Raw genomic sequence first — 17,314 nt, 5'->3', positions numbered from 1 at the left:
CGTTCTGTCCGCTGACCGAATCTGGTCTGCACCAATGCCCCCCGTCTCTTCCCCGCCGCGCCGCGCCGCACCACGGCGGGGAAGGGACGGGATGCCCTCAGGCCAGGGCGCGGCCGGTGGTGCTGTCCACGTGGCCGGGGATCTCCCCCTCGTGGCGGTCCCCGGTCGAGGCCGTCCCGGTGGGCTCGAACATCAGGATCGACCCGCCGGCCGACGACGGTTTGTGCTCCGTGCCGCGCGGCACCACGAACACATCGCCCTTGTGCAGTTCGACGGTCCTCTCGCCGCCGTCGGCGTCGCGCAGGGCGATGTCGAAGCGGCCGTCGAGGACGAGGAAGAACTCGTCGGTGTCCTCGTGCACGTGCCAGACGTGCTCGCCCTCGGTGTGGGCGATCCGCACGTCGTAGTCGTTCACCCGGGCCACGATCCGCGGGCTGTAGACGTCGGTGAAGGAGGCCAGGGCCTCGGTCAGGTTCACGGGGTCAGGTACGGGCGTCTCGGTCATGGAGGCGATTCTCGGTGATCTCCGCGCGCCGCTCCCGGTGTTTCGCGGGAGTGTACGGAGAACACGGGGACCGGTTCGGAGGTTTCCCGCAGTTCCGCCGAACCGGCCCGCGGACCGGGGCCCGTCACTAGCCTGCCTGGATGTTCACGGATATGACGGACAGTCTGTGGGACGGGGAGCCCCAGCCACTGCGCGACTGGCTGACGGGCAGAGAGGTGGACGTCGACGGGCTCAAGAGCCTGCCGAACTGGAACGCCGAATCACCCGACGGTGAGCCCGCCGGGGAACCGGAGGGAGAGCCGGAGGGGGAACCGGGCGGCGAGGGGGCCGCCGCCCGCCGCCCGCCGGAGGACCCGCGGTCCACCCTCAGGCGGCCCGGGGACCGCTGGCGCAGGGCGTACGAGAGGACGTCGGCGGCCCTGGGGAAGCTCGGGGACGAGCCGTACGGTGTCCCGCTGCTGCTGAGCTATCTGCTCCACGAGGTCGCGGAGGCGTGGGAGAGCTCCTACCACTTCGGTCTGCTGTGGGACGTCCTCGACGCCGTCCGCGACTGCTTCCCCGATCACCCGACGGCTCTGGACCCCCGCGCCAGGAGACCGGGCCTCCCGGCGGACTGGAGACCCACGCTGCCCGCCGGCTGGGCGCCCGGCCTCCCCGCCGACCGGACGGCTGCCGGCGCGGTGCTCCATTTGATGGACTCCCTGGACGCCATGATCCGGGCCGAGAACGCGATGGTCAGCGGACTGCCGCAGGTGCAGGCGCCGGCGGCGGAGGCGGCCGCGCGCCATGCCGGGCGGGCCGCCGAGCTGGCGGACGGGCTCCCGGCGGAGTACGGGTGGCTGCGGGGGTACGTGCTGCGGGTGGCGGGCCGGAACGATGTCTACTGCACCGCCGCGGCCCGCGCGGTGCGCGCGGCGGAGGCGTTCCTGCGGACCGGCGCCGGGCTGGACGGGGCGATCCGGGAGCTGGCCGAGGCGGAGGGCGATCCGCGTATCGACCCGCGGTACCGCAGCGAGGTGCGGGCGCACCGGTTCAGCCTCACCGCGCTCCGGGAGAGCGCCCGGCGCGAGTGGCTCAGGCTCGACCAGGGATCGGTGGTCTTCCTGTACCCCTTCGCCCTGCGCGGGATCAGGCCCGGACAGGTCGCCGACCGGGTCGCGCGGGAGGCCGGAGGGTGGACCCTGGCGGGGACGGGGGCGGTCCGGGTGGAGGAGACCCTGGAGCTGGACGACGTGTGGGACGGCGCGGACTCGCTGGGCCGCGGCTACGAGGGGGCGTGCGTCCATCTGCCGGACGTACTGGTCCACGGCCTCGACGGCACGGCGGTGCCGGAGGGCGTCGCGCCGACCCGGCTGAGCGCCGAGATCAGGATCTCCAGGCTCGGCAACCACTACATCCGCTTCGAGGCGGAGTGCGAGGACCTCTCCCCGGCCGGTCTGCACGCGCTGATGTTCCGGGCCGCTCCCGAGCACGGGGCCGGGCGGGTGGTCTTCGAGGAGGCACCGGAGGCCCCCTTGGAGCAGTGGCCGCGCCTGTCCGACCTGGCGGTGCAGCTCGCGCTGGACACCGCCGCCCGGCTGAGCCCGGACGACGGCTCCGCGGAGGTGAGATCCGCCGCGCGGCCCGGCATGTTCCACGTGGTGGTCACGGTCGAGCGGGCGTCCGCGACCGCCGGTCCCTGGGCGCCGCCGTCCACCGTGCGGCGGGAGCTGACCGGCGCCGGGGAGGTCATGTCGACGGCCGGGGCACAGGTACTCGCCAACCCGGTCCCCAACGCGCTGGGCGCGGTGGCCGAGTGGAGCCGGTACGCGGTGGACGGTCCCTACTCGTCCCTCTCGTCGGCCGTCGCGGACATCACCGGCAACCCGGCGCTGTGCACCTGCAACACCACCGTGCTGGTGCGGCTCGGGACGGCCGACTTCGTCGTCCAGGGGGACAAGGCCGTGGCCGAGTTCGCCGCTTCCGTCGAAGGGCTTTTCGCGGGATGGTTCGACGAACTGGCCGACCACTACAGGAGGGTGGAGAGGCTGCGGGAGGAGGTGGTCGGGGCCGGGGACGGCCGGTCCCCGGGCAGCGCCGAGGTCCTGCAGGAACTGTCGCGGAGGATGGACGAGGAGAAGATCCTCCTGGACGAGTTCACCGTCCAGGTCAGGTCCACCCTGTCCCTCATACGGTCCCCGTCCCTGCTCTCCTCCCCGGTCATCGCCCGCTTCCTGGCCCTGCTCCTGAGGAGTTCGGGCTACCCGGAGCGGGTGGAGGAGCTCATGAACCGCATCCAGGAGGTCGCGCACGAGCAGCTGGACGTGGTGGTGGATAAGATCACCGCACAGCGCAGAGCCCAGGAGGACCGGGACGAGGCCCGGCAGGAACGCCGCCGCAGGGCCAGGATGGACACCATGCTGGCGGTCGTCGCCGCGATCGGTGTCTCGGGGCTCGGTCAGATCGTCCAGTCCGGCTACGGAGTGGAGGGACTGTGGTCGCTGCTGATCATCGCGGCGGTCGTGGCGGTGTCGGCCCTCTTCGGATGGGGGTTCCGCCGGACCGGAGGAGAGGCCTAGGCGTGGACGGACGGAGGCAGTGATGCGGGTGGTCGACGTGGCGGACGGCGATCCGCTGCTGGAGACGCTCTACGAGGACCTGCTCGTCCCGTCCTTCCCCCCGGACGAACTGGAGACCCTGGAATGGGTCCGCGACGGCCTGGCCGGGGGCAGCGTCGCGGTCAGCGCCGTACTGGACGACGCCGGCGTTCCCGAGGCGGTGGCCGTCGGCGAGTGGGACGCGGCCGGCCGGGTGCTGCTGCTGTCCTACCTGACCGTACGGCCCCGGGCCCGCTCCGGCGGGCTCGGCGGCCTGCTGATGGGCGTGGTCGCGGGAGCCTGGCAGGAGCGTTTCCGGCCGCTGCTGACGCTCGCCGAGGTGGAGCATCCGCTGGCGCACAAGGCGGACGGCGAGCGCGGCGACCCGGCCGCCCGGCTGCGCTTCTACGCCCGGCACGGCGCCCGGGCCCTGGACATCCCCTACTTCCAGCCCGCGCTGCGCCCCGGCGCGGAGCGGGTCCACGGAATGCTGCTGCTGGTGCTCGCCCGGGCCTCCGGCACGGGAGGGGAACGGCCGGACACGGTCGACCCCGGGCCGGTCCGCTCCTTCCTGGAGGACTACCTGCTCTCGGGCGAGGAACACCGGGCCGACGGTCCGGTGCTGCGGATGCGTGACGCACTGGCCCGTCCCGGCGGTGTCCGGCTGCTGCCGCTGGACGACGTCCGCGCGCTGCCGCTGTCCGTCCCGGACGGGGCCGTCCGCCCGTAGGCGGGCGGGGCTTTCAGGAGGCCGGCTCCGGGGCCGGCTCCGGGGCCAGGTCCGCCACGACGGCGGCGTGGTCGGACGGCCAGACGCCGCCGACCGGGCCGTCGCCCGCCCGCCGTACGGCCGTGACGCGGCCGATCCCGCCCGGGCCGGGCGGTCCGACGCGGATGTAGTCGACGCGTGCGCTGGGCCGGAAGGTGGCCGCGACATAGGGGTTGGCCGCGTCCCGGGTCGCGGCCGGGGCGGCCGGATCGGCGTACTCCCAGACGTCCGGCAGCACCTGGCCCTCGACGGCGGGGGCCGTACGCGAGCCGCCCAGCAGCCGGATCTCGTCGGAGTCGGGCGGTGCGTTGAAGTCCCCGGTGACCACGGGCGGGAAGTCGGTTCCGCCGCGGCGCGCCGCGACGAACTCCGCCAGGGCCGCGACCTGCCGGCAGCGCAGGGCCGAGGCGTGGGCGGCGGAGGTCAGGTGCGTGGTGAAGAACGGCACCGGGCGGCCGGGCGCGTCCAGCAGCGCGTACAGCGCCACCCGCTCGTCGCCGCCCCCGGCCGGGGGCAGGGCGGCCCGGGCCCGGGCCGTTATGGGCCAGCGGCTGAGCACGGCGTTGCCGACGCCGACCTCCGGGTCGTCCAGCCGCTCGCGCCACTGCCCGGGAACCTCCCAGGCGGCCCAGGCCCAGTGCATGCCCAGCTCGCGGGCGAGCCGTCCGGCGAGGTTCTCCCCGCCGCGGGACCACACCTCCTGCAGGCCGACCGCGTCGGGCCGCAGTTCGCGCAACGTGGAGAGGATCGCCCCGTACCGCTCCCGCCACGGTCCGAACCGCCACCACACGTTCCACGTCATCACGCGCATCCGCCGCCCCGCTCCCTGCGTCGCCCCCGGTGGGCCATGGGTGTACCCCGTCCACAGCCCCGCTACCCGCCCGATGTGACGCGCAGCGGTCCGCGGGGCGAACGGTTCGGGTACGGCCCGGCGCGCCGCGCACGCCCCGGCCGGTCCGCGCCCCCGGCGCCAGCCGGCGTCAGTCGGCGGACTCCAGGAAGTCCGCTATCGCCGGGGCGAAGGTCGGGTCGCGCACGGCCGTCAGATGGTCGCCGTGCAGGGTCCGGAGCCGGGCGCGGGGGAGCGCGTCGGCGAGCACCCCGGGGCGTGCGGCCAGCGGATCGTCCGCACCCGCGAGCACCAGGGTCGGCACGGTGACGTCCGCCAGCGCGGTCGGGCCCTGGTGCATGGCCCTGCCCTGCGCGGCCAGGGCGCGGCGGTCGGCGCCCACCTCGTCCGCCCAGATCCGCAGGCCCGCCATCCGCAGCGGCACGTCGGCCGGGTCCTCCGCCAGCAGCGCCGCCACCACCAGTTCGGGGGGCAGTTCGCGGGTGTCCACCCCGCCCAGCTCGACCACCCCGGCCCCCACCCCGCCGACGACCAGCCGGGTGACGCGCTCGTCCTGGGCGGCGGCCAGCAGCGCGGTGACCGCGCCCATCGAGTAGCCCACCAGGTGCGCCCGCTCCTCGCCGAGGACGTCCAGCAGGTCCAGCAGATCGCGTGCCATGGCCCTCTCGCCGTAGCGGCGGGCGTCGTGCGGCTTGTCGGAGCGGCCGTGGCCGCGCGCGTCGATGCCGACCACCCGCCGTCCCCGCCGGGTCAGCACCTCGACGACGCCGGGCCGGACCCAGTTGGTGTGGGTGTCGGCGATGAAGCCGTGGTGCAGCACCACGACCGGCATTCCGCTGTCCTTGCCGGGCGCCGGGTCCCAGCGGTGGTAGCGGATGGTCACGTCGTCGAAGGAGGTGAACTCTCGTGTCATGGGCCGACCGTAGGACGGCCGGTCACGCCCCGGCGGTCGCCGGGAGAGCCGTTGTGCGAGCGCACACGCCGCCGGGCCGGCCGCTGGGCTGTGGTCGCGACCTGGCCTTATTGTCATGGACACTGTGTGGTCTCGGTGCTGTCGTGGGAGGACACCCGGGCCACCCGGGAGTCCCTTCCGAGGAGGGATGCGCGGATGCACGGTGCGAACACCGCACGGAAGGCCGTGGCGGAACTGATCGGCGGCGCACGCGCGGGACGGGGCGGCGCGCTGCTGGTACGGGCCGAACCGGGGCTCGGCGCCGGCGCCCTGCTGGACCACGCGGCGGCCTCCTTCGAACGGGCCGGCCCGGACGGCACCGTACTGCGCGCGCGGGGCGTGGCCGCCGAGACCGCCGTCCCCTACAGCGGACTGCACGCCCTGCTGCGGCCGGTGGCCGGCCGGGCGGCACCGGACGACCCGCGCACCGCCGCCCTCGCCCGCGCCCTGGCGCTGGGCGCCGCGCCCGCCGACGAGGGGCCGGTACTGGCCGGTCTGCCGGCGCTGCTGCACGACCTGGCCGCCGAGGGGCCGCTGCTGCTGTGCGTCGACGACGCGCACCACCTCGACGCGCCCAGCCGCCGGGCCCTGGGCTTCGCGGCCCGGCGGCTGGGCCCGCCGCTGCCCGTCGCGATGCTGGTCGCGGCGCACCGCGACGGTGCCGAGGACCCGCTGCTGGCCGGGCTGCCCGTACTCGCGCTGGAGCCGCTGGGCGCCGCGGCCGCCGGCGCGTTCCTGGACGAGCTGCTGCCGGCCGACGCCGACCCGGCCGTACGCGAGGCCCTGCTGCACAGCGGCGGCGGCAACCCCGGCCTCCTCACCGATCTGGCCGCCTCCCTCACCCCCGCCCAGCTCACCGGCGCCGAACCGCTGCCCCATCCGCTTCCCGCCACCGGGCCCCGGCTGCGCTCGGCCGCCGCCGAACTGGCGGAACTGCCCGAACGGACCCGCACCCTGCTGCTGCTGACCGCGGCCGCGTACGAGCTGGGCGGCACGGCGGACTGCTCCACCCTGGCACGCGCCGCGGCCCTGGCCGGACTCGGCCCGGACGAGGCGGACCCGGCCCGAAGCCGCGGCGTCCTGCGGTGCGAGGGCGACCGGCTGCGCTTCGCCAACTCGCTGCTGCGCCACGCCGCCTACTGGGGCGAGCCGCCCGAGCGGCGGCGCACCGCCCACCGGCTGCTCGCCCGCGCCCTGGAAGGCCCCCGCGCCCTGGAAGGCCCCCGCGCCGGGGACGGCCCCCGCCCCGGGGACGGCCGGAGCGGTGAGGACGTGAACGCGGGAGCACCGCACGGGCTGCTCGCCCTGCGCCACCGCGCCGCGGCCGCCCTGCCGCAGGAGGGCGCGGATCCGGAGCTGGCCGACGCGCTGGCCGCCGTCGCCTCCGACACCACGGCGACCGACGAGCACACCCACGCCGAACTGGCCGACGCCCTGTGGCGGTCCGCCGAACTCACCGGCGCCGACGGCGGATTCGGCGGAGCCCAGGGCACCGGCGTGCGCGCGGCCCGGCTGACCGCCGCGGCCGAACACGCCTGGTCGGCCGGACGCCCGTACCGGGCCCTGGCCCTGCTGGACCAGGCCCGCACGCTCCCCGTCCACGACACCGTGCGCGGCCGGACCGAACTCGTGCGCGGAGTGCTGGAGTTGCGCAACGGCGTGGTCACCGACGCCCATGAGCTGCTGTCGTATGCCGCCAGGCTGCTGGGCCCCTACGACCCGCACACCGCCCGCCGGGCGCTGCTGCACGCGACCGAGGCGGCCTGGGCGATCGGCGACATCGCCGGCTTCCGCGCCGACCTCGCCCGTATCGCCGAGCTGAGGACCCCCGCGGAGGATCCGCTGCTCGACGACTACTGCGCGGGCCTGGACGCGGTGCTCTGCGGCGACATCGACCGCGGCGGCCCGATGCTGCTGCGCGTCCTGGAGCACGCGGCCGGCGAGCGGCAGCCCTGGAGGCTGCTGCGGGCCGGGATCGTGGCCCTGGTCGTCGGCGACGTCGCGGCGGCCCACGACCTCAACACCCGCGCCCTGGCCGGGGCCCGGGCGTGCGGGCCGGCCGCCGTCGTGCCCCAGGCGCTGGAGCATCTGGCCTACAGCGAGCTGCGGGCCGGGCGGCACAGCCGGGCCCGCGCCCACGCCGAGGACGGGCTGCGCCGCGCCCGCCGCAGCGGCCAGCGCAACTGCGCCGCCCACCACCACGCGGTGCTGGCGATGGCCGCGGCCGTGGAGGGGGACGCGGCCGCCTGCGCCGGGCACGCCCGCGCGGCGGGCGAGGACGCCGGTCCGCACGGCCTGGGGGTGGCCGCCACCCTGGCCCAGTGGGCGCTGGCCCGCTGCGACATGGGGCACGGCAGACCGCACGAGGCGGCGGCCCGGCTGGAACCGCTGGTGGGCACCGGTCCGGGCGAACTGCCGGGGACCGCCTCCGGGCGCGGGCACTTCGCGCTCCAGGCGCTGGCCGCGCCGTGCCTGGTGGAGGCGGCCGCCCAGGCGGGCGACCGGCGTACCGCACGCGACGCGCTGGCGCACTTCGCCCGGTGGACCGCCGTCACCGCGGACCCGATGGCCCCCGTCCACCTCGCCCGCTGCCGGGCCCTGCTCGCCGGGCCGGAGGAGACGCCGGAGCTGTTCGCGAAGGCGCTGGAGGCGCACGCGCGGATCGACAGCGACTTCGAGTACGGCCGCACCCAGCTGCTGCACGGCAAGGCGCTGCGCCGCGGCCGTCGGCCGGGCGCGGCCCGCGGGGTGCTGCGCGACGCGCTCCTGGCCTTCGAGCGGTGCGGCGCCCGGAGCTGGGCCGACCAGGCCCGCGCCGAGCTGCGGGCCACCGGCGAGGCGGCGGGGCAGGGCGCGCCGCGGGTGCTGGGCAGACTGACCCCGCAGCAGCTGCGCATCGCGCGCTGTGTGGCCGAGGGGGCCACCAACCGGGAGGTCGCGCTGCGGCTGTCGGTCAGCCCCCGCACGGTCGACCACCACCTGCGCAACGTCTTCGCCGCGCTGGGCATCCGCTCCCGGGTGGAGCTCACCCGGGTCCTGGCGGCGGCCGGCGACGGCCGGCACGACGGTTGAGGGCGGGACCGGCGGCGGGACCGGTGGTGAGACCGGCGGCGGGACCGGTGGTGGGGCCGGGTGCCGGCCGCGCCACCGTGCACCTGGGAGACTGAGCGGTCGCTAAGCGATTTCCGCACGCCTCTGGATATCCCGGTCCGGGCCTGCTGACAATGCTGCATCGAGCCGCTCCCGACACCCGCCAGGTGGAGGACCGAGATGCATCCCGTCGTACGCGCCCCCGTGAACGCCGAGGCCGTGGCCGTGCTGCACCGGGCCGCCCGTCCGCTGATGGACGAACTCCCCCGGCTCACCGACCGCGTGGTCGAGCTTCTGTGCAAGGAGGAGCCCGCCTACCGCGCCGCCTCCGTCGACCAGGACGAGCTGTGGCACGAGGTGTACCGCTCCCTGCGGCACAACGTGGGCTCCCTGCTGCGCCCCAAGGAACTGCGCGACGCCGCCCGCCGCTGCTCGTGGCGGATCGGCGCCGACCGCGCCGAGCAGGGACTGCCGCTGGACGCCCTGATGCGGGCCTTCCGGCTCGGCGGCGCGGTGGTCTGGCAGTCCCTGGTGGACCGGGTCACCCGGTACGACCCCGACGGCGCGCGGCTGCTGGTCCACGTCGCGGCCGAGGTGTGGGACTTCGTCGACGAGCACTGCGCGGTGGTCGCCGAGGCGTACCGGCAGACCGAGCGCCGGCTGGCCTGGCGCCACGACAACCGCCAGCGGCTGATGGCCGACGCCCTGCTGGAGGGCACCATGCGCGTCGCGGACCTCGCGGAGACCTCCGAGGCGCTGGGGCTGCCCGAGCGGGGACGGTACGCGGTGGTGGCCGTCGCGGGCCCCGGTCGGGATGCCCACCGCGGGCTGATCCGCTCCCGTGTCCCCGCGGCCGTACGGATCCTGTGGCACCCCCGGTCCGACGCCGACCTGGGCATCGCCACGCTCGGCGGCGATCACGGCAGTCACGGCAGTCACGGCAGTCCCGGCAGTCACGGCGATCACGGCGATCACGGCACCGCCGACGGCCTGCTGGCGGAGCTGGCGGGAGCCCTGCCCGCGCTGCCCGGGCTGCGCACCGGCATCAGCTTCGCCGTGGAGGGACTGGCCCGGATCGGCGAAGCCCGCCGGCTCGCCGAGACCGCGCTGCGCTCGGCCGCCCCGGGCGGGGCGCCGGTCCTGCTCCACGAGCATCTGCCCGCCGCCCTGCTGGTCTCCTCGCCCGGCCTGGCCGCGGCGCTGGCCGACCGGGTGCTGGGACCGGTACTGAGGCTGGAGGGCGCCGACCGGGACCTGCTGCTGGACACCCTCACCGCCTGGCTGGAGTGCGACGGATCGGCGCGGCGGGCCGGGAGCAGGCTGTTCTGCCACCGCAACACCGTCCTCAACCGGCTGCGCCGCTTCGAGCAGCTCACCGGCAGATCGCTCGGCCGCCCCCACGAGGTGGCCGAGCTCTCCCTCGCCCTGACCGCCCGCCGTGTCCTCCACGGTCAGGCGGGCGGCCAGGGCCCCAAGGCGCGGGGCGAACCCGGTCGGGCCCGCCCCGCGGTCTGAGCGCGCGGACGGGCGAAGGCGGGGGCGCGTACCCGATGGTTCCAGACAAACGAGGACGCTGCGCGCGAAGAGGGATAGAGCGGCCCGGAGGGTGGGGAGGATCTGTGGGAGACGTCCGCGGAACCGGCCGCGGGCCTTCCCCGGACCCCTGCCGCCCCGTCGGCCGCGCCGCCTCTCACGGCGGCGCGGCCGGCGGGGCACACTCCCGGGGAACCCACCGCAGGGGGGCAGCGCAACGAGGAGGAAGCACGTGGTCGACGCACATCGCACGTTCGTCATCGTCGGCGGCGGCCTGGCCGGGGCGAAGGCGGCCGAGACCCTCCGGGCGGAGGGCTTCACCGGCCGCGTCATCCTGATCGGCGACGAACGCGACCACCCCTACGAGCGGCCTCCCCTCTCCAAGGGCTACCTCGGCGGCACCGCCGAACGCGACGGCGTCTTCGTCCACGAGCCCGCCTGGTACGCCGGGGCCGCCGTCGAGCTCCACCTCGGCCAGCCCGCCGTCCGCCTCGACCGGGAGGCGATGACGGTGGAGCTCGGCGACGGCACCCGGATCCACTACGACAAGCTGCTGCTGGCCACCGGCGCCGAGCCGCGCCGCCTGAACGTCCCCGGCACCGAGCTGGCCGGGGTGCACCACCTGCGCCGCCTGGCGCACGCCGACCGGCTGCGCGGCACCCTGGCCGGACTCGGCCGCGACAACGGGCACCTGGTCGTCGCGGGCGCGGGCTGGATCGGCCTGGAGGTGGCGGCCGCCGCCCGCTCATGGGGGGCCGAGGTCACCGTCATCGAGCCGAACCCCACCCCCCTGCACCCCGTCCTCGGTCCCGAGCTGGGCGCCGTCCTCGCCGACCTGCACCGCGAACACGGCGTGCGCCTGTACTTCGGCACCTCCCTCACCGAGATCGTCGGCCAGGACAGCCAGGTCCTGGCCGTCCGCACGGGGGACGGCGAGGAGCACCCGGCGCACGCCGTGCTCGCCGCCATCGGCGCCGCCCCCCGCGTCTCCCTGGCCCGGGCCGCCGGGCTGGAACTGGCCGGGGAGCCCGTGGGCGGCATCGCGGTGGACGCCTCGCTGCGCACCAGCGACCCCGACATCCACGCGGCCGGCGACGTCGCCGCCCTCCACCACCCGCTGTTCGCCACCCGGCTGCGCGTCGAGCACTGGGCCAACGCCCTGAACGGCGGACCGGCCGCCGCCCGGGCGATGCTCGGCCAGAAGGTCTCCTACGACCGGGTGCCGTACTTCTTCTCCGACCAGTACGACATGAGCATGGAGTACTCCGGCTGGGCGCCGCCCGGCTCGTACGACCAGGTGGTCGTCCGCGGCGACCTCGGCAAGCGGGAGTTCACCGCGTTCTGGCTGAGCGAGGGGCGGGTGCTGGCCGGGCTGGGCATGAACACCGAAGGCGTCACCGGGCCGGTCCAGCGGCTCGTCCGCTCCGGCCGGCAGACCGATCCGGAGAAGCTGGCCGACCCCTCGCTGCCGCTGGAGGAGCTGGCCGGAAACTGACCCGTCGGCCCCGCCCGGACCCGCCTCGATTCCGCCCCGGCCGCGGGCCGCCGCCCGCGAAGCCGTAGCGTGGCGGCATGACCGCCCCCGTCATCCGTACCGCGCTGGTGCCCGCGTCCGAGATCCTCGGCCTGCGCCGGGAGGTGCTGCGCCCGGGGCTGCCGCGCGAGGCGGCGGTCTTCCCCGAGGACGGCGACCCCGCCGCGTTCCACATCGCCTCCTACGAGGGCTTCCACGAGGGGGACGCGCCGGAGGTCCTCGGATGCGGCACGTTCTTTCCCGAGCCGTTCCCCGGCCCGTTCCCCGAACCCCGCTCCGGCCCGCGGCCGGACTCCGCCGCGACCGCGTACCGCTTCCGGGGCATGGCCAGCGCCCCCGCCGCCCGCGGCCGGGGCCACGGCGCCGCCGTGCTGCGCGCGGGCACCGCCGAGGCCGCCGCCCGCGGCGCCGCACTGCTGTGGTGCAACGGACGCACCACGGCCCGGGGCTTCTACGAGCACCAGGGTTTCCGGGCGCACGGCGAGGAGTTCGTCGTCGAGGGCGTCGGCCCGCACCTCGTGTTCGTCCGGGAGATCCGGCCCCGGACCCGCCGTACCGGGGACGCCGCGGCGCGGCCGTAGACTTTCCGCCGTGGCGGGACGGATCAACGACGACGACGTGAAGGCGGTACGGGACGCGGTCCCGATCGACGCCGTCGTCTCCGAGTACCTCCAGCTGCGCCCGGCCGGCGGCGGCAACCTCAAGGGCCTGTGCCCCTTCCACGACGAGAAGTCCCCCTCCTTCCACGTCAGCCCGAGCAAGGGCCTGTACCACTGCTTCGGCTGCCAGGCCGGCGGGGACACCCTCGACTTCGTGATGAAGGTGGACCACCTCTCCTTCTCCGAGGCCGTCGAGCGGCTCGCCTCCCAGGCGGGGGTCACCCTGCGCTACGAGGAGGGCGGCTACGCCCCAGGCCGCCAGCAGGGCGAGCGCATCCGGCTGGTCCAGGCGCACAAGGCCGCCGCCGCCTTCTACACCGAGCAGCTCGACTCGCCGGAGGCCGAGACCGGCCGCCGCTTCCTGGCCGAGCGCGGCTTCGGACAGGAGGCCGCCGCGCACTTCGGCGTCGGCTACTCCCCGGCCGGCTGGGACCACCTCACCCGCTTCCTGCGCGGCAAGGGCTTCAGCGACAAGGAGCTGATCCTGGCCGGCCTCGCCCAGGAGAGCCGCAACGGCCGCCCCATCGACCGCTTCCGCGGCCGGCTGATGTGGCCCATCCGCGACATCACCGGCGAGGTCGTCGGCTTCGGCGCCCGCAAGCTGCGCGAGGACGACAACGGGCCGAAGTACCTCAACACCCCCGAGACGGCGATCTACCACAAGTCCCAGGTGCTCTACGGCATCGACCTGGCCAAGCGCGAGATCGCGAAGACCGGCCGGGCCGTGGTCGTCGAGGGCTACACGGACGTGATGGCCTGCCACCTCGCCGGGGTCACCGGCGCCATCGCCACCTGCGGCACCGCCTTCGGCGGCGAGCACATCAAGATCCTGCGGCGGCTGCTGATGGACAACTCCCGCTCGGAGGTCGTCTTCACCTTCGACGGCGACGCGGCCGGGCAGAAGGCCGCGCTGCGCGCTTTCGAGGACGACCAGAAGTTCGCCGCCCGCACCTCCATCGCCATCACCCCCGGCGGCATGGACCCGTGCGAACTGCGGCTGGCCGAGGGCGACGAGGCGGTGGCGGCCCTGGTCCAGGGGCGCTCGCCGCTGTTCGAGTTCGCCATCCGCTCGGTCACCGGGCAGCACAACCTGGACACCGCCGAGGGCCGGGCCGCCGCCCTGGAGGAGGCCGCGCCGATCGTCGCGCGGATCAAGGACGGCTCGATCCAGCACCAGTACGCCGTACGCCTGGCCGGGCTGCTGGGCATCCTCGACACCGAGTTCGTGGTGCGGCGGGTGGGGCAGCTGGCCCGCTGGGAGCGCGAGCGGCGGGCCGGCGGTCCGGGAGGCCAGGGAGGCCAGGGAGGCCAGGGAGGTCCGCGGCAGCGCCGCCCCGCCTCGCCGCCCGCACCGCAGGTGAGGCCCGGCCCCGCGCCCGGCGGCCCCCGGCTGGACCTGCGCAGCCCCCAGCGGCTGGCCGAGCGCGAACTGCTCAAGCTGGCACTGCAGTTCCCGGCGCTGGTCTCCCCGCTCTTCGACGCCTACGGGGCCGACGAGTTCACCGCCGAGCCCTACGCCGAGGTGCGCCGGGCCGTGGAGAAGGCCGGGGGAGTGGAGCGGGCCGACGGGGAGTACCTGACGCGGGTGCGGGACGCCGCGCCGGACGACACCGTGCGGTCGATGATCACCGAGTTGGGCGTCGAGCCGCTGCGCACCCCGCGCGAGCCCGACGAGGCCTATGCCGGGGAGTTCCTGGTCAAGGTGCGGCTGGAGGCGGTCAACCGCCGGATCGCCGAACTGAGCAGCACCCTCGCACGCATGACGAACAGCGGGGACGAGGCCCAGACGGCCGTCGCCGAGCAGCTGTGGACGCTGGAGCGGTACGGCCGTTCGCTGCGCGACCGCGGCGCCGCCGCGCTCTGGTCGTAGGCCGCACGCGGAACGGGCGGGGCGGATCCCGTACCGGCCCGTTCTGTCACGTTCCGTACCCGTTCGGTCACCCGTGAGTCCAGAAACCGTGCGCACGCCCCTCGTGACGGGAGTGTGTCGTACCCCACACTGAGGGAGGTGCCTGAGCCCCCGGAGCGCGTACCCCCCTCGGCGCCGTTCGTCCGCCGCGGTGCGGGCAGCGGTGCGGCCGCGCCCGTCCTCGTCTCGCGTGTCGTCCCCGAACCGGCAGCGACCAACTTGGAGGCCGCCCCCGTGCAGACCCGGACCCTCGCTGCTCCCGCCGCACTCGCCGCTTCCGGCCCCCCGAGCGCTCCGGCCCTGGCCGTCGTACCGCCCGGGGACGGCCCGCGGGCCGTCCCCGGGCGGGAGGCGGCCCCCGGGCGGGAGGCGGCCCCCGGGCGGGAGGCGGAACCGGATGCCGAACGCCTCCGGGCGGAGCCCCCTCTCGCCCCCCGGACGGGCGGACCCGAAGCGACCGGTCCCTCCGCCGACCTCTTCCGCCAGTACCTGCGCGAGATCGGCCGCGTCCCCCTGCTGACGGCCGCCGAGGAGGTCGAGCTCGCCCGGCGCGTCGAGGCGGGGCTGTTCGCCGAGGAGAAGCTCACCCGCACCCCCGGCCTCGACGAGAGCCTCGCCCTCGACCTCGACCGGCTGGTGGTCATGGGCCGGGTGGCCAAGCGCCGCCTGATCGAGGCCAACCTCCGCCTGGTGGTCTCGGTGGCCAAGCGGTACGCCGGCCGCGGGCTGACCATGCTCGACCTGGTCCAAGAGGGCAACCTGGGCCTCATCCGGGCCGTGGAGAAGTTCGACTACACCCGCGGCTACAAGTTCTCCACCTACGCCACCTGGTGGATACGCCAGGCCATGTCCCGGGCGCTGGCCGACCAGGCCCGCACCATCAGGGTCCCGGTGCACGTCGTGGAGCTGATCAACCGGGTCGTCCGCGTCCAGCGCAGCATCCTCCAGGAGCGCGGCTACGAGCCGACGCCCGAGGAGGTCGCGGCCCAGCTCGGCCTGACCGGAGAGCGGGTCGGTGAGGTGCTGCGGCTGGCCCGGGAACCGGTGTCGCTGCACGCCCCGGTGGGCGAGGAGGACGACGTCAGCCTCGGCGACCTCATCGAGGACTGCGACGCCCCCTCACCCGTGGAGACCGCCGCCTTCCTGCTGCTGCGCCGGCACCTGGACGCGGTGCTGTCCACCCTCGGCGAGCGGGAGCGCAGGGTCGTCCAGTTGCGCTACGGGCTCGTCGACGGCCGGCCCCGCACGCTGGAGGAGATCGGCCGCCTCTTCGGCGTCACCCGCGAACGCATCCGCCAGATCGAGTCCAGGACGCTGGCCAGGCTCCGGGACCACGCTTACGCGGACCAGCTCAGGGGCTATCTGGACTGAGCCCCCGGCCCGCCCGGCCCCGGCGGCCCGGCTCCCGGCCGGGGCCGCCGGTGCGGGCTCAGCCGAAAGCACCCGGATGCGTCTGCTCCCGCACCGTCGCGTACTGCTGCCGCACCGCCTGGCCCACCGCCAGCTCCTCGCCCGGTTCCAGGACCCGGCCGGCAGGGGCGGGCCACATCGGGGGCTGCCGCGGCGAGAGCGTGCCCCGGGACACCCCCAGGGCCCAGGCGGCCTGGCGGGCGGCGCCCAGCGCCGTGTAGTCGGCGGGCTCGGGGACCACCACCTGCGCTCCCAGCAGGGCCGGGGCGATCGCCTGTACGGCCGGGAGACCGGCCGCGGCCCCCAGCAGGAAGACCCGGCCGACCGACACGCCCCGGCCGCGCAGCACGTCCAGGGCGTCGGCGAGACCGCACAGCATCCCCTCGAAGGCGGCGCGTGCCAGATGCTCCGGCTTCATGCTCTCGCGCCGCAGCCCGGCCAGCGTGCCGGCGGTGTGCGGCAGGTCGGGGGTGCGCTCGCCCTCCAGATAGGGCAGCAGCACCAGCCCGTGGGAGCCCGGCGTGGAGGTCAGCGCCAGCTCCGACAGGCCCTCCAGGGAGGTGCCGAGCAGTTCGGCGGCGCCGCGCAGCGCCCGTACGGCGTTGAGCGTGTGCACCACCGGCAGGTGCATGCCGGTGGCGTCGGCGAGTGAGGTGATCATTCCGGTCGGCTCGGCCAGCGCCTGATGGTGCACGGAGAAGACCGAACCGGACGCCCCCAGCGAGACCACCGCATCACCCGGGCCGACGCCCAGGCCGAAGGCGGCGGCCATCGTCTCGCCCGTGCCGGCCGAGATCAGCAGCCCTTCGGGGGTGTGTCCGGCGGGCTCGGCCGGACCCAGCACATCCGGCAGCCTCACCGGGTGACCGAGCGCCAGCTCGGCCAGATCCGCCCGCCAGGACTCGGTGGCGGCCGACCAGTAGCCGGTCCCCGAGGCGTCACCGCGGTCGGTGGTGCGGCGCTGCGGACGGCCCAGCAGCTGCCACACCAGCCAGTCGTGCGGCTGGAGGACCTCGGCCACCCGCCGGGCCGCCTCCGGCTCGTTCCGGGCCAGCCAGCGCAGCTTCGCCACCGGCTGCGCCGCCTGCGGCACGGCGCCCACCGCCTGCGCCCACGCCTCGCGTCCGCCGAGCGCGTCGACGAGGTCGGCCGCGGCGGTCTGCGCGCGCCGGTCGTTGCCGACCAGCGCGGGCCGCACCGGGTCGCCCGCCTCGTCGAGCGCGACCAGCCCGTTCTGCTGCGCCGAGACGCCGATGGCCTGGACGCCCTCCAGCACCCCGCCGGCCGCGGCGTCGCCGAGCGAGAGCAGCCACGCCTGCGGGTCGGTCTCGGTGCGCCTGCCCGCGGCCGCTCCGGTCCCGTCCTCCCCGCCGCCGGCGCCCCCGGGCGCGGGATGCGGGGCGTATCCCTGTCTGACGACGGCACCGGTGTCGGTGTCGCAGACGACGATGCGGGTGTACTCGGACGAACTGTCCAGACCGGCGACTGTCCCCATGGAGGAGATGATGCCTCACCGGCCGCGGGCGG

12 protein-coding genes are annotated in these 17,314 nt (G+C 75.8%); 8 read left to right on the top strand and 4 right to left on the bottom strand.

Annotated elements, in window-relative coordinates:
• Positions 1-97 precede the first annotated feature (97 nt).
• Positions 98-505, bottom strand: a complete 408-nt coding sequence (locus BM237_RS09025) for a cupin domain-containing protein (RefSeq protein ID WP_093849025.1) — start codon at positions 503-505, stop codon at positions 98-100.
• 152 nt (positions 506-657) lie between these two features.
• On the opposite strand from BM237_RS09025, the gene BM237_RS09020 reads away from it, so the two are divergent.
• Together BM237_RS09020 and BM237_RS09015 are read left to right on the top strand one after the other, a co-directional pair.
• Positions 658-3,063 (top strand): hypothetical protein, encoded by a 2,406-nt coding sequence (locus BM237_RS09020; RefSeq protein WP_093849024.1) that lies wholly within the window; start codon positions 658-660, stop codon positions 3,061-3,063.
• A 22-nt stretch (positions 3,064-3,085) separates the two neighbouring features.
• Positions 3,086-3,811 carry an N-acetyltransferase gene (locus tag BM237_RS09015; protein WP_245793507.1) on the top strand — a complete coding sequence of 242 codons (726 nt, stop codon included), beginning with the start codon at positions 3,086-3,088 and terminating at the stop codon, positions 3,809-3,811.
• Between the two features lie 13 nt (positions 3,812-3,824).
• Here the strand turns inward: BM237_RS09015 and BM237_RS09010 are convergent, their stop codons facing one another.
• Both BM237_RS09010 and BM237_RS09005 read right to left on the bottom strand, forming a co-directional pair.
• Entirely contained in the window at positions 3,825-4,661 is an 837-nt protein-coding gene (locus tag BM237_RS09010) for an endonuclease/exonuclease/phosphatase family protein (RefSeq protein WP_093849023.1), read from the bottom strand.
• Between the two features lie 169 nt (positions 4,662-4,830).
• Positions 4,831-5,613, bottom strand: a complete 783-nt coding sequence (locus BM237_RS09005; protein WP_093849022.1) for an alpha/beta fold hydrolase — start codon at positions 5,611-5,613, stop codon at positions 4,831-4,833.
• A gap of 195 nt (positions 5,614-5,808) precedes the next feature.
• Between BM237_RS09005 and BM237_RS09000 the strand changes: the two genes are divergently transcribed.
• The 6 genes from BM237_RS09000 to BM237_RS08975 all read left to right on the top strand — a co-directional run bounded on the left by BM237_RS09000 (position 5,809) and on the right by BM237_RS08975 (position 15,748).
• Positions 5,809-8,724 (top strand): helix-turn-helix transcriptional regulator, encoded by a 2,916-nt coding sequence (locus tag BM237_RS09000; protein ID WP_093849021.1) that lies wholly within the window; start codon positions 5,809-5,811, stop codon positions 8,722-8,724.
• A 198-nt stretch (positions 8,725-8,922) separates the two neighbouring features.
• Positions 8,923-10,257, top strand: a complete 1,335-nt coding sequence (locus BM237_RS08995) for a PucR family transcriptional regulator (protein WP_093849020.1) — start codon at positions 8,923-8,925, stop codon at positions 10,255-10,257.
• A gap of 250 nt (positions 10,258-10,507) precedes the next feature.
• Complete coding sequence (locus BM237_RS08990; RefSeq protein WP_093849019.1) at positions 10,508-11,770, top strand: NAD(P)/FAD-dependent oxidoreductase; 1,263 nt, start codon at positions 10,508-10,510, stop codon at positions 11,768-11,770.
• A 77-nt stretch (positions 11,771-11,847) separates the two neighbouring features.
• On the top strand, positions 11,848-12,390 hold the full coding sequence (locus BM237_RS08985; protein WP_093849018.1) for a GNAT family N-acetyltransferase: 543 nt from the start codon (positions 11,848-11,850) through the stop codon (positions 12,388-12,390).
• Between the two features lie 10 nt (positions 12,391-12,400).
• Positions 12,401-14,338 carry a DNA primase gene (gene dnaG / locus BM237_RS08980; protein WP_093849017.1) on the top strand — a complete coding sequence of 646 codons (1,938 nt, stop codon included), beginning with the start codon at positions 12,401-12,403 and terminating at the stop codon, positions 14,336-14,338.
• A 138-nt stretch (positions 14,339-14,476) separates the two neighbouring features.
• Complete coding sequence (locus BM237_RS08975; RefSeq protein ID WP_245793506.1) at positions 14,477-15,748, top strand: RNA polymerase sigma factor; 1,272 nt, start codon at positions 14,477-14,479, stop codon at positions 15,746-15,748.
• A 58-nt stretch (positions 15,749-15,806) separates the two neighbouring features.
• Here the strand turns inward: BM237_RS08975 and BM237_RS08970 are convergent, their stop codons facing one another.
• Entirely contained in the window at positions 15,807-17,282 is a 1,476-nt protein-coding gene (locus tag BM237_RS08970; protein ID WP_093849015.1) for an FGGY family carbohydrate kinase, read from the bottom strand.
• Between the last annotated feature and the right edge of the window lie 32 nt (positions 17,283-17,314).

Source organism: Streptomyces mangrovi, assembly GCF_900114215.1.
Lineage (GTDB): Bacteria > Actinomycetota > Actinomycetes > Streptomycetales > Streptomycetaceae > Streptomyces > Streptomyces barkulensis.
The sequence above is the reverse complement of the archived record's forward strand: the minus strand, read 5'-3'. Positions and strand labels throughout refer to the sequence as shown.

Excerpts from the sequence above, each read along its gene's own strand:
- BM237_RS09025 (WP_093849025.1), bottom strand. The coding sequence starts at position 505 with ATGACCGAGACGCCCGTACCTGACCCCGTGAACCTGACCGAGGCCCTG.
- BM237_RS09020 (WP_093849024.1), top strand. The coding sequence starts at position 658 with ATGACGGACAGTCTGTGGGACGGGGAGCCCCAGCCACTGCGCGACTGG.
- BM237_RS09015 (WP_245793507.1), top strand. The coding sequence starts at position 3,086 with ATGCGGGTGGTCGACGTGGCGGACGGCGATCCGCTGCTGGAGACGCTC.
- BM237_RS09010 (WP_093849023.1), bottom strand. The coding sequence starts at position 4,661 with ATGCGCGTGATGACGTGGAACGTGTGGTGGCGGTTCGGACCGTGGCGG.
- BM237_RS09005 (WP_093849022.1), bottom strand. The coding sequence starts at position 5,613 with ATGACACGAGAGTTCACCTCCTTCGACGACGTGACCATCCGCTACCAC.
- BM237_RS09000 (WP_093849021.1), top strand. The coding sequence starts at position 5,809 with ATGCACGGTGCGAACACCGCACGGAAGGCCGTGGCGGAACTGATCGGC.
- BM237_RS08995 (WP_093849020.1), top strand. The coding sequence starts at position 8,923 with ATGCATCCCGTCGTACGCGCCCCCGTGAACGCCGAGGCCGTGGCCGTG.
- BM237_RS08985 (WP_093849018.1), top strand. The coding sequence starts at position 11,848 with ATGACCGCCCCCGTCATCCGTACCGCGCTGGTGCCCGCGTCCGAGATC.
- BM237_RS08970 (WP_093849015.1), bottom strand. The coding sequence starts at position 17,282 with ATGGGGACAGTCGCCGGTCTGGACAGTTCGTCCGAGTACACCCGCATC.